This window comes from Psychrobacter sp. AntiMn-1 (genome assembly GCF_001854065.1).
GTDB classification, from domain to species: Bacteria; Pseudomonadota; Gammaproteobacteria; order Pseudomonadales; family Moraxellaceae; genus Psychrobacter; species Psychrobacter pacificensis.
Window position 1 is genome coordinate 2,895,958 of sequence record NZ_CP012969.1, and the last position, 13,092, is coordinate 2,909,049.

The 13,092-nt window shown below is 43.7% G+C and carries 10 protein-coding genes; all 10 read left to right on the forward strand.

What is annotated here, in order from left to right:
* The first annotated feature begins 204 nt into the window (after positions 1–204).
* The 10 genes from ndk (at position 205) to AOT82_RS12600 (ending at position 12,913) form a co-directional block, all read left to right on the forward strand.
* Positions 205–636 (forward strand): nucleoside-diphosphate kinase, encoded by a 432-nt coding sequence (ndk, locus tag AOT82_RS12555; RefSeq protein ID WP_058025095.1) that lies wholly within the window; start codon positions 205–207, stop codon positions 634–636.
* 300 nt (positions 637–936) lie between these two features.
* A complete protein-coding gene (rlmN, locus tag AOT82_RS12560; RefSeq protein ID WP_071003367.1) occupies positions 937–2,166 on the forward strand; it encodes a 23S rRNA (adenine(2503)-C(2))-methyltransferase RlmN in 1,230 nt (409 codons plus the stop codon).
* Positions 2,167–2,381: 215 nt separating this feature from the next.
* Entirely contained in the window at positions 2,382–3,317 is a 936-nt protein-coding gene (pilW, locus tag AOT82_RS12565) for a type IV pilus biogenesis/stability protein PilW (protein WP_227517153.1), read from the forward strand.
* Positions 3,308–4,129 (forward strand): helix-turn-helix domain-containing protein, encoded by an 822-nt coding sequence (locus tag AOT82_RS12570; protein WP_320157875.1) that lies wholly within the window; start codon positions 3,308–3,310, stop codon positions 4,127–4,129. Before pilW ends, AOT82_RS12570 begins: the two co-directional genes overlap by 10 nt.
* 117 nt (positions 4,130–4,246) lie before the next feature.
* Positions 4,247–5,362, forward strand: coding sequence for a flavodoxin-dependent (E)-4-hydroxy-3-methylbut-2-enyl-diphosphate synthase (ispG, locus tag AOT82_RS12575; protein WP_071003372.1), 1,116 nt, complete (start codon positions 4,247–4,249; stop codon positions 5,360–5,362).
* A gap of 121 nt (positions 5,363–5,483) precedes the next feature.
* Positions 5,484–6,785, forward strand: a complete 1,302-nt coding sequence (gene hisS / locus AOT82_RS12580) for a histidine--tRNA ligase (RefSeq protein ID WP_071003374.1) — start codon at positions 5,484–5,486, stop codon at positions 6,783–6,785.
* 70 nt (positions 6,786–6,855) lie between these two features.
* Positions 6,856–7,650, forward strand: a complete 795-nt coding sequence (locus AOT82_RS12585) for a YfgM family protein (RefSeq protein ID WP_071003377.1) — start codon at positions 6,856–6,858, stop codon at positions 7,648–7,650.
* A 158-nt stretch (positions 7,651–7,808) separates the two neighbouring features.
* Positions 7,809–9,029, forward strand: a complete 1,221-nt coding sequence (gene bamB, locus AOT82_RS12590; RefSeq protein WP_071003378.1) for an outer membrane protein assembly factor BamB — start codon at positions 7,809–7,811, stop codon at positions 9,027–9,029.
* 316 nt (positions 9,030–9,345) lie between these two features.
* Entirely contained in the window at positions 9,346–10,767 is a 1,422-nt protein-coding gene (gene der / locus AOT82_RS12595) for a ribosome biogenesis GTPase Der (RefSeq protein WP_071003380.1), read from the forward strand.
* 184 nt (positions 10,768–10,951) lie between these two features.
* Positions 10,952–12,913, forward strand: coding sequence for a sensor histidine kinase (locus AOT82_RS12600; protein ID WP_071003382.1), 1,962 nt, complete (start codon positions 10,952–10,954; stop codon positions 12,911–12,913).
* The last annotated feature ends 179 nt before the right edge of the window (positions 12,914–13,092 follow it).

The window sequence follows — 13,092 nt, forward strand, 5'->3', positions numbered from 1 at the left end:
TACTTTTATGCAAGGTGCGGTCATAAATTAATCCTATCATTTATAGCCTCAATCATTATAATAGGCAACAATCCTATGTTGACGCTCGTGTTTTGCTATCGATAAATCATGAGTTATCCGCTTCGTCGACATGGCGGCCAACGTTAAAACAAAGCATTTACCCCTTTACTTTTACCAAACTGACCCCCTATTAGGAGTTTTTTTATGGCTAACGAACGTACTTTATCTATCATCAAGCCTGACGCAGTTGCTGGCAACCACATTGGTGCTATCTATGATCGTTTTGAGCAAGCTGGTCTAAAAATTGTTGCCGCTAAAATGCTACAACTTGATGACGAAAAAGCAGGCGGTTTCTACGCTGAGCACGCTGAGCGTCCATTTTACAACGACCTAGTATCATTCATGACTTCAGGTCCAGTATTGGTATCAGTACTAGAAGGCGAAAATGCTATCGCTAAGCACCGTGAAATCATGGGCGCAACCAATCCTAAAGAAGCTGCTGAAGGCACTATCCGTGCTGACTTCGCTAGCAGCATCGATGAAAACGCGGTACATGGTTCAGATTCAGCTGAATCAGCGGCACGTGAAATCAGCTACTTCTTCAATGAAGACGAAGTTTGTGCACGTACGCGTTAATAGCAGCTATTATTTGCAATATTGATTGTTAATAAATAGTATCGCGAGACGGCTTATATCTTATGGGTATAAGCCGTTTTAGCTGTTATATGTAATAACAGTGTCGTTGCTTATTGAAATTCATAGGCGCTTGCCTCATTATTAGATTTACTAGCGTTATCAATCCTTTATCAGCACATTGTCAATATAGATAATTATTTGCATTCTATATAGGACAAATTTTGCGCTCATAACGGATTGCTCAATGCATCATTTAATTGTATAACGACGTTCATGGCTTATGCCAAAAGGTTACCTATTATGTCCACTGTTCAATCACCGATCCAACACACACCCACTAACAAGACGGCTAGTATCAAGATAGTAGATGAGGCGCAGGCCAAGACCAATCTATTAGGGATGACGCAGTCGCAACTTGCCGATTACTTTAAAAGTATCGGTGAAAAGCCATTTCGCTCGACGCAAGTGATTAAATGGATATATCAGCACGGAGTCACTGACTTTGAGCAGATGACCAATCTGAGCAAATCATTGCGGGATAAGTTATCAGCCAATGCCTGCGTTACGCCACCAAAAGTGATTCATCGTCAATATAGTGATGATGGTACGCGTAAATGGGTGTTTGAAGTGACGGGCGGCTCATTGGTTGAGACGGTATTGATTCCAGCGGATGACAGTAAATTAAATGGTCGTAAGACTTTGTGTGTGTCTTCGCAAGTTGGCTGCGCACTCGATTGTAGTTTCTGTAGTACGGGCAAGCAAGGGTTTGAGCGTGATTTGAGTGCCGCTGAGATTATTGGACAGCTGTGGGTCGCTAATGCTTCATATATGACTGACGAAAACGAAAGCCTAGAAAACGTCGATCATAGCCTATGGGAAAATAACGTCACCAATGTTGTCATGATGGGCATGGGTGAACCATTATTAAACTATAAACCAGTGGTTGGCTCAATGGAGCTGATGCTGAGCGATCACGCTTATGGACTATCAAAACGTCGAGTGACCTTGTCAACCTCAGGCGTGGTACCTAAAATGTACCAACTAGCACAAGATATCGATGTAGCACTGGCTATCTCACTGCATGCCCCCAATGATGAACTGCGTAATGAGCTGGTGCCAATTAATAAAAAGTACCCGCTAGAAGAGCTGATTGCCGCTGCAAAAAACTACGTCTATGATGTCAATCCGCGTCATAAAAAGCACGTCACGATTGAGTATGTGATGCTGGATGGCGTCAATGATAGCAATGAGCATGCTCATCAGTTGGTCGTGCTATTAGAAGGGCTACCAAGTAAGATAAATCTTATTCCGTTCAATCCGTTCCCACATGCGTCGTACGATAAGTCAAGCAACAACCGCATTCATGCGTTTAGCAATATACTGAGTGAAGCTGGGTTTGTTTGCACCATTCGTCAAACACGCGGTGATGATATTGATGCCGCTTGTGGTCAATTGGTCGGACAAGTGGCTGACCGTACCAGACGCTCGGCTGCATGGCAACAAAGCATCAAAGATCGTGAAAATGTTTGATACGTTTTGCATATGACAGGATAAATATCCGTCTGTTCTAAAAGAAGCTTAGCTGTCTTTTATCTGTCGCAACGGTAATGAAAATGTATCAATAACGGTCAAGATTGAAGAACATAGCAATTAATAACAACTAAATTGTACTTATAGGGGCTAAATCTATTAAACTGATGCCTCGAAGATCGAATGCATTGAACCACAGTTTTATGATGGCGGCTATGATGACTTCTAAAAATTTTTATCAGTTGGTAGAGCAAAAACCATTTTTTAACCTTTATAAAAAGGCAGGTGTGGTGACGAACCGAGTCACTGCACCGAAGTGCGCATTACTGGCTGCCGCACTCGCATTATCATTGCTAAGTGGCTGTCAGAGTACACCAAACAATGACTTGTCAGGCATCGCGCCTTATCAGACATCCACGAAGCCCAGCGGTGACCGCAACTTAGATCAGCAAGAAATTGCTCGTGTACGTACCTCACTTGCTGCACAATATATCCGCAAAAATGAGCTCGATACGGCGCAGCGTCAACTCGAAAAAGCCTTTGCTGCTGATAGCCGTTACGCGCCAGCCTATGATATGATGGGCGTTTTGTTGCAGCAAGAAGGCAGCCGCATCAATCTTGCAAAAGCCGATCAGTACTTTAAAAAAGCCATCGCGCTGGATAAAGACTTTGTGCAAGCACACAATAATTACGGTGTTTATTTATCACAGATGAAGCGCTATCGTGAGGCGGCAGAGCAGTTTGAGATTGCAGGCGCCTCATTAGGTTATGAAGGCCGTATCGGTGCGTTAGAGAATTTAGGGCGTACATACCTTCAGTTGGGTGACAATAGTGCCGCTGCTAAAGCGTTTTTGCGGGCCCTAGATGGCAATCGCAATAGTATTATTGCTCATATCGAGCTGGTAGATTTATTGCTTGAGCAGCAGCGAGTACCGCAGGCTCAGCGCTTGTATGACGAGACCTTGATATTGGTACAAGGGCAGGGCATCAGTCCTAGATTGCTCCTACAAGGTATCAAACTTGCGGCAGCACAAAACAACATTACAACTCGCCAGCAATTGGCACAGCAGCTTTTATCCGCTTATCCATTGAGCGACGAAGCGAAACAACTTAAGACTTGGCTTAACAATCCAGAGGCACCATGGAAATGATCACCCCATCATCAAACACTCAATCTAACGCTCAGGGATCATTTGGTGCCACGTTGCAGCAAGCCCGTAAAACGAAGCAAGTCAGTTTAGAAGAGGCAGCCGCCGAGTTATTTATCTTAAAACGTCATCTAGAAGCACTAGAGAGCGAAAACTTTGCTGAATTACCGCAAGCGGCATTTGCTCGTGGCTTCGCTATTAACTATGCCAAATATTTGGGCCTAGACTCAGCCAAAATCGCGAGTAGTTTTGATGCCGCTTACCCCAGTGAACTCAAAGCCAAATCGGTCAATAATACTGATACACCATTGCAACCAATGGGCACGCTGCAACGCGATACACACAATCGCATTCGTTTTAATCCGCTATTGATCATCGGTGTGATTGGACTCATTATCTTGGCAGTATTTTTATTCCGTATGGTGAGTAATGCGAGTAAAGAAAATAGCCAAGAGCCTGTCTCTACTGTTGAAGATGTATCTGCTATTGAGCAAGCGCAAGGGGCTGCGATTAGCAATGATGCAAGTGATATCGGTGCGTCTGGCTCTGCGTTGAATTTAGGTGCTGCCAGTGCAGATACGGCTTTTTTAAACGTGAAGTTGACCGATGATGCTGTGGTTAGCATCACGGATGCATCGGGTAATAGTCTCATCAGTGGTTCACAGACGGCAGGTGACTATGACCTAACAGGCGTGCCACCATTTAGTGTACAAATTGATAATATCGATAATGTTAGCTTGATGCTCAATCAAGAAACGGTTGCTTTAGATACTTATGCAACGGATAAGCAAGCTACCTTTGAGCTAGTACCTTAGTCATCATTGGCCTCTTATCGAGCATGATTACTAGCGTTTAATAAAACTACTATACGTCTAAGCTCATTTATATATACAAGCCTGTGGTTTTTCTATTTTTGATTTAAGGATTTATCTATGTCAATGCCATCGCCTATTAACCGCCGTTTGACCAAAAAAATCTATGTCGGCGATGTTGCGATTGGTGGTGATGCGCCAATTAGCGTACAGAGCATGACCAACACTGACACTTGCGATGTGGCGGCAACCGTCGCCCAAATCGAGCGCTGCGTAGAAGCCGGCGCTGATTTGATGCGCGTATCAACGCCGACGATGGATACCGTCAAAGCCTTTGGCGAGATTCGTAAATTGGTGAGCGTACCTTTGGTTGCAGACGTGCATTTTGATCATAAGATTGCCTTAGCAGTGGCTGAAGCCGGCGCTGATTGTTTGCGTATCAATCCTGGTAACATCGGTAGCGATGCCAAGGTGCGTGAAGTGGTTGCTTGTGCTAAGTATCACAATATTCCTATTCGTATCGGCGTCAATGCAGGCTCTTTAGAAAAAGACATTCAGCGTAAGTATACTGAGCCGACTGGGGAGGCGATGCTTGAGTCAGCAATGCGTCATATCGACATTTTAGAGCGTCTTAATTTTGACCAATACAAAGTGTCTGTCAAAGCCAGTAATGTGTTTTTGACATTGGATGCGTATCGCCTGCTATCAGCGCAGATTGATAACCCACTGCATTTAGGTGTCACTGAAGCAGGTGTCTACCGTACTGGTGCTGTCAAATCTGCCATTGCGCTTGGTGGTCTGTTATTAGACGGTATTGGCGATACGATTCGTATCTCGTTAGCGGCTGAGCCTGAAGAAGAAATCAAAATTGGCTTTGATATTTTAAAGTCGCTTAATATCCGCTCAAATGGCGTAAACTTTATCGCTTGCCCAAGCTGCTCGCGTCAAGAGTTTGACGTGATTAAAGTGATGACGGCCTTAGAATCACGTTTGGAAGACATCCGTGAACCAATGGATTTATCCGTGATTGGCTGTAAAGTGAATGGTCCAGGCGAAGCAAAAGAAGCAGATATCGGTATCGTTGGTGCCGCACCAAGATCACTGGTATACCGTATGGGTCAAAAAAGTCATCTTATCGATACCGACAATGTAGTCGATGAAATAGAAAGTATGGTTCGCGCCCATGCAGAAGATTTGGCGAAAAAGCGTGAGAACGAGATTATTCGCGTAAAATAAGTCGCAATGCAAGTATCTGCTTTTTGCTGTGTAAACAAAGGGTAGGCAGCACATTTTTTTTGTTAATACGTAGATAACAATAATAGACATAATTGTTAAATTTTAAGGACATGACCGTATCATGATTAAAGCTATTAAAGGGTTTAATGATATTTTGCCTGACCAATCAGCAAAGTGGCTGCATCTAGAAGCGATATTGGCTGATGTACTTGGTAGATATGGTTATGAGCATATTCGCTTGCCTATCGTTGAGCAAACTGATCTATTCGCACGTGCGATTGGCGGTGCGACAGATATCGTTGAAAAAGAGATGTACAGCTTCACTGATAAATCTGAGCCACCCACGCCTTTGGCCTTGCGTCCTGAAGGTACAGCAGGAGCAGTACGTGCCGTTATCGAGCATAACTTATTGCGTGGGGACACGCCGAAGCTTTGGTACGTTGGTCCAATGTTCCGCTATGAGCGTCCGCAAAAAGGCCGCTATCGTCAGTTTCATCAGCTAGGTGTTGAAAGCTTTGGTAGTGCGCTACCAGACGCTGATGCTGAGCTGATTGCAATGACGCATCTGATGTGGCAAGAACTGGGCCTAAAAGATGAGATGCACTTACAGTTAAACAGCCTAGGTGAGCTTGATGAACGCCATGCCTATCGCGAAGCGCTGGTTGCCTATTTGACGGACAAAAAAGATCAATTAGACGAAGACAGCAAACGTCGCTTGACGACCAACCCATTACGTATCTTAGATAGTAAAGAGGCAAGTACGCAGGCAGTATTAGCAGACGCACCAAAGCTTGCTGACTTCTTGGGTACAGAGAGTGTGGCGCATTTTGAACAAGTTCAAGCTTATCTGACTGCGCTTGGTATCGATTTTGAGATTAATCCACATCTGGTGCGCGGTCTTGATTATTATAATAAAACGGTCTTTGAGTGGGTAACGGATAAGCTTGGCAGTCAAGCGACGGTATGCGCTGGTGGTCGCTATGACGGTCTGGTTGGACAATTAAAGTCCATAGGTACAAACGATGATAAGTCAGATAAAAAACCTGTAAAATCTGAACCGGCTATTGGTTTTGCAATGGGGCTCGAGCGCTTATTGCTACTGATGGAAGCCGTGGCACCGATTGCTGACAAACCCGCTTGTGATGTCTTTGTAGTGGCGCATCCTGACGTTTATAGTGCAGGTATCAGCTACGCACAAAACCTACGTTATAGTCGTCCAGATGTACGCGTGAAGATGGCAAGTGCAACGAGTCTAAAAGCGCAAATGAAAAAGGCAGATAAGTCAGGCGCAGCATTGACAGTCATTATCGCACAGCAAGAGCTGGATGATAATACCATCAGTATCAAAGACATGCAGAGGGGTGAGCAGCAGACTGTCACACAAGATTGGCTATCGAGTAAAGATAACTTTTCTCGTAAATAATCGTCTTGCAACGCCGCATTTTTGATTTTGGCATCAGCAATTTAATGTACATTTTATCAGGTAAATATATATGGCTCTGACCCCCAATTCGCCGAATGCAGACAACTCCATGCAAGCGTTAAAGCAGTATGGTAGTTATATTGTCACTGCGATTTTATTGGCACTGGCTGCTTATTTTGGCTGGACATACTGGCAGAACAACCATGCGCGAGTAGATACTGTCGCCGCTGATCAATATGCCGATATCCAACGACTGAATGAAGAAGTCAGCCTGGCTTCGCAAAATCCAGATCTAGAAGCCGATGCACAAGAGTCGCTGGTACAGAGCCGCACACAGTTAGACAAAGATATTGATGCTTTAGTCAGTACGCATGGTGAATCAGTATACGCATGGCAAGCGCTGATGATAAAAGCTCGCCAACAGGTCGATAATGATGATTTTACGGCGGCAGCTGAGACATTTAAGCAAGCGCTAGCAATCGATCTGGGCGATGCCGGTCTAAAGGCAATCACTCAGCTGCGTTATGCCAAGACGTTACTGGCGACAGGCGATGCAGATGCGGCCTTGTCAGAAGCCAACAACGATATGCCAAGCTCGTTTGAAGCCAGTCAGCAAGAGCTGCTAGGTGATATCTACTTGGCACAAGACAACAAAGAATCAGCGATTAAGTCTTACAATAATGCTTGGGAGCTATTACGTAGTCGCCAAGAAACGCGTGCAGTATTGGCCTTAAAGATGGAAAGCTTGGGTATCACTCCTGAGCCAATTGCTGGGCCCACCAGTCTTATCCAAGAATCAGCGACTCCTGAGCAGCCATTAGTGGTTGAAAACTCAGAAAATACGAGCGTTGAAGCTGCTCAATAAGTCACTAAGTTCAGTAAATAACTAAGCTCAGTAAATAACTAAGATAGTATTGAGCAGTAGCAATCGATTAAATGCTTTTTGATATGACGTCATAATGACTAATGTGCTGTTGGCCAATGTACCAATTAATAATAATTCATTTGTAGTGAGAACATATAATGACTCAATCTATTCGCTCTAGCAAAATGTTAAAAACTACGTTAAGTAGTCAGACTATCAAGAAGACAGTCATGCATGTGGCAGTACTTGCCGTAATGAGCACTGCAGTGATTGGGTGTAACCGCGGCATCAAGCCAGTGGTTAATGACCCAGTAAAATTGGTACAGATTGCGCAACCGCTCAACGTGCTCCAGCCAGTATTTAGCACCGATGTAGGTAACAAAAAAGCCAGTAAGAAAGACCCTCTAGATTTGCAAGTTGGTTACGCCAATGGGCAAATCGTTACGGCATCACGCGGTGGTGATCTGATAGGGTTTAATCAGGCAGGCGAGCGCTTATGGTCGGTTAACGTCGGTGATCAGATCACAGGCGGTGTGGCGTTGGATGCGCTGAGTCAGACAGCGGTTGTGAGTACTCGCAATGGTCAAGTAATGGCGTTTGATACTATGACTGGCGCAAAACGCTGGCAGCAGCAGTTGTCAGGGTCGGTTTTATCCCCAGCGCTTATCAGTAATAATCGTGTGGTATTATCAGCGAATGATGGCTTCTTGCATGGCTTATCGCTACAGACTGGTGAATCAGTGTGGCAGTTTGCGACGCAAGTACCAGCGATCAGCGTGCGCGGTAGTGCGGCACCAACTTTGCTAGATAATGAAACGGCATTGTTGGCGACTGCTGATGGTCGTTTGCATGCAGTCACCGTTGATAATGGCTTACCAAAGTGGTCAAGACGTGTTGGCATTGGGTCTGGAAGCAGCGAAGTTGAGCGCATGAGCGATGTCGATGGCAAGCCTATCGTGGATAAAAATCAGCTGTTTGCGATTAGTTATAGTGGTCAGCTATTAGGTATTGATTTGGCCTCACGTCAAGTGATGTTCGTCAATGAGCTTGCTAGTTTAAAAGCACTTGCCGTCAACCCTCAGCAAGTGATTGCTACTAGCCTAGATGGTAAAGTGGTTGCCTATGATCGCAATAGTGGCGAGACATTGTGGGAAAGTGAGGCACTGGCTTATCGTGACCTAACCAATCCTGTCATGATTGGCAATTATATTGCAGTCGGTGATTTTGACGGTGTGGTACATTTATTTGACCCTGCTACTGGCAATATTGTTAGCCGCGTGCAGACAAAAGGGACGTTGACGAACTTGCAAGTACAAGGCAATCGCCTGATGACTCAAAGCACGTCAGGACAAGTTGCTATCTGGCAGCTAACGCGCTGATAAAACAGTACACTGGTTTTTATCTACAAAACACAAACGCTGCTTAGTCAGCGTTTAGTGCCTTGTGTAAATCGCTTGTTTAAGTACAGGCTTTCGCGTACTCTATGCGACCGATGTGCTAACCATATATACTATATATAATTTAGTCGTCCCAATTATTTTTTAGCCAAAAAATAGCTAGCTACTATTTTTGCTATTGTTTTATCATTCATTTTAATTTGCGGTTAAGTGCAGCCCTATTCGTTACTATTGTTATATCAGTGGTCATAAGAATAATTGTACTGTCCGTCATTGTGCCTTTCACTGAGAGTAACCCATGAGTATCAAGCCTGTGGTCGCCTTAATTGGTCGTCCAAACGTCGGTAAATCCACCTTATTTAATCAGTTCACAAAAAGTCGGCAGGCATTGGTTGCTGATTTGTCGGGATTGACTCGTGACCGTCAATACGGTGATGCAACTTATGAAGATAAGTCATTCATCGTTGTGGATACTGGTGGTATTGGTGAAGCAGATGACGGCAGCGGTAATATCGATGACTATATGTCTGAGCAGTCGCATACCGCGATTCACGAAGCAGATATCATTGTATTTGTCGTTGATGCTCGTGCTGGTATGATTGGTGCTGATGCTGAGATTGGCAAGTTTTTGCATACCCTAGGCAAACCGGTCTATGTCGTTGCCAATAAAGTTGATGGTGTCCACGATGCAGCGCCAGCAGAGTTTTACGCGCTAGGATTGGGCGAGCCGTATCCGATGGCAGCCAGTCATGGTCGCGGTGTGGGCAACTTGCTTGAAGTCTTAACGGCTGATATGCCTGAGCAAGAGAATATAGTTGAGCCAAACGGTTTGAAGCTTGCGATTATCGGTCGTCCAAACGTTGGTAAATCAACACTGGTTAACCGTCTGTTGGGCGAAGATCGCGTAGTGGTATTTGATATGCCTGGTACGACGCGTGATAGTATTTATATCCCTTATCAGCGTGAGGGCAGAGACTACGTATTGATTGATACGGCTGGTGTACGTCGCCGCGGTAAAATCGATGAAAAAGTAGAAAAATTCTCTGTTATCAAAACCTTGCAAGCGATTGAAGACTCTAATGTAACTGTCATTGTCATTGATGCGCATGAAGGTATTGTTGACCAAGATTTGCATATGATTGGCTATGCACTTGATGCTGGTCGTGCTCTAGTCGTAGCAATCAACAAATGGGATGGTTTGACACCAGATCAAAGAGACTATATTAAGCTTGAGATGGATCGTCGTTTTAACTTTATCCCATATGTAAAAGTACATTTGATATCAGCACTACATGGGACTGGTGTGGGTAATTTATATCCATCTATCTTGCGTGCTTACAAGTCTTCAATGTTTGAAGTCTCTACCAATCGCTTGACGCAAATCTTGCAAGATGCTGTCACTGCCAATCCGCCACCAACTATTGCTGGTCGCCGTATTAAGCTACGTTATGCACATATCGGTGGTCACAACCCACCTGTTATCGTAATCCATGGCAATCAAACCAGCGCGCTTCCTAAGAGCTATCAGCGCTATTTAGAGAACCAGTTCCGTCAAGTATTTAAGCTTGAAGGTACGCCGCTCAATGTTATCTTTAAACAAAATGACAACCCATACGCCAATAAGAGCGACACGCCAACCAAGGCAAAAACACAGCAATTGCGTCAGCGTGAGCGCAATCGTGCGAAGAAATTCACTACCAAAGATAAAAAGTCTCGTTAATCACATGATTTGCTATGACTTATTTTATCGTGCAGCTCAGCACGGTAAAATAAAAAAGCACTATAATCATATAGTGCTTTTTTTGGCAGTTCAGTATACTCGTTAATTACCTCAATCTTTCGCTTATCACATCTCTCAAATACTTGTAATATAAGTAAAACTTTTCTTGACTCAGTAGAGTGATATGAACAATCGTTCGTCTCAAACCATTTCTATGCTCATTTGGCGCTCTGTTGGACAGGCCGTAATTCTGGCTCTGCTGGCAGGCTTTGTATTGCCTTTTATTTATGGTTTGGTGCATCACTACCAAGAAAAACATCAGCATATACAGCAATTAGCCTCGTTACTAACAACCAGTGCATCGACACCAGATGGTGCTGACGTCGTCGCTGAGCAAGTGAATGTTTTATTAGAAAATGAGCCGAGCATTCAGAGTATTGTGTTTTATTCCACATCCCAGCCTATCAACGATATCAGCCAATCACTAGATGACTGGAAAAATGCTTTATTTGCCGATACGGTCAGCTTCAACTATCCTGTCGTTAGTAAGTACGAAGATTTTTTGAGTGTCAGACCCAATAAACCCACATCTAATCAGCAGCTAGCGACAGATCTGTCTGAGAGTATGAGCACATCATCAGTTACGGATGAATCGATCGGTAGCACGAATAGGAATAACACGCTGATTGGCTATATCAACATCACCATGGATGTGAAAGTACTGCGTTCATATTGGTTTCGTAGCATTATTCCGTTGTGGCTGACCACGTTACTACTGACTATTATTTCAGGTATATATATCTTTCGAAAGCTGAATTGGCCGGTCAAAGATATCGAAGCATTAAATGGTGTCTGCGGTATTATCATCAAAAACGCAGAGCTAGAGCAGCTACCTATTATTCCGCAGCGCTTTAACTTTCAAGAGCTGACACAAATAAAAAAGGCCTTGGCTATCTTGTTTGATCGACTGCAAGAGGCCAAGCAAGGATATGATACGCTTGCTGCCTTTGAGCAGCAACTACATAACAAAGATGTCTCGCTTGATGTGCAGTTGCATAATTTTCAAAGCATGATTACCCATGAACTAAAAACATCGCTCAATGCTATCGTGGGCGGGCTACAGTTATTGGACTACGAAACCTTAACTAGAGAGCAAAAAGACGCTGTCGAAATTATTAGCAACGGCAGTGATAAACTGGTGCTGTCACTGGATCATATTATTCAATTAAATCAGATACAAAAAGGACAAATAAAAATTCATAACAATGAATTTAATCCGCTACAGTTGATATCTGATCTTTTGATAAAGTTTGAACCTATAGCCAATCAACAAGGCTTAGCGTTAACCAGTAATATTCATCATGTAGATTACAGTCTTTATGGCGACTCAGCAAAAATTCAACAAATATTATCCATATTAGTCAGTAATGCCATTAAATTTACTCCTACTGGACAGGTAGTGATCACGTCACAACTGACGCATTTTGATAAAAGTAATCGTTGGAAAATCAGTGTCAAAGATACGGGCATCGGTATTGATAGCAATCATATTGATGATATTTTCAATCCTTTCTTTCAGGTGGATTCGTCACAAACGCGCCAGTATGAAGGCTCAGGTGTGGGCTTGCCTGTGGTTAAGCAATTGGTGCAGCTCATGGGGGCGACCATCGAAGTTGATAGTACCTTGGGATCAGGGACGCAGTTTACGTTGACGTTAGTAATGCCAAACCAACAACAATCTCGCCAGCAGCGGCTCTTAAATGGGCTAACGATTATTTATTATTATGATCAAGAGACGGGTGCGTTATTCAATGAGCTAGAGTATCTGGGCGCTACGGTGATCTGTCACCAGGACGTACAGCAAGTCATGAATGAGATAAGGGCACAGAAGGTCGATATGGTGATGTTCGCTGAGGACGTGCTCGCGGACAAAGCTGAGCTGTTAGCCAAGCTTATTCGCCAACATGAAAACGAAGAAAGCGTGCAACGTGCGTTATTGATATATTGGTACCCCCAACATCAAGCGCGTTATGTCGATAATTTTGAGTATGGTTTAAAAGCAGCTGGCATCGATTACTGTCATAGTACGACTTATGAGCACAAGGCTTTGAGTGACTTGTTAAAACGTTGGCTAGTATGGATCTAAAACACTATAAAAAAATACGTTTGGCTTTTTAAAATCGCCTAGCCCGTTAGATGTAATTTCCTGATAAAAAGCACAAACAAGCCAGGATTTTTTTACAACAAATAAAAAAGACGCCCAATTTTAAGGCGTCTTTTTTGTTTCTTGAATTGAGTTAGGCTGAAAAAACATACGCTCTAAAA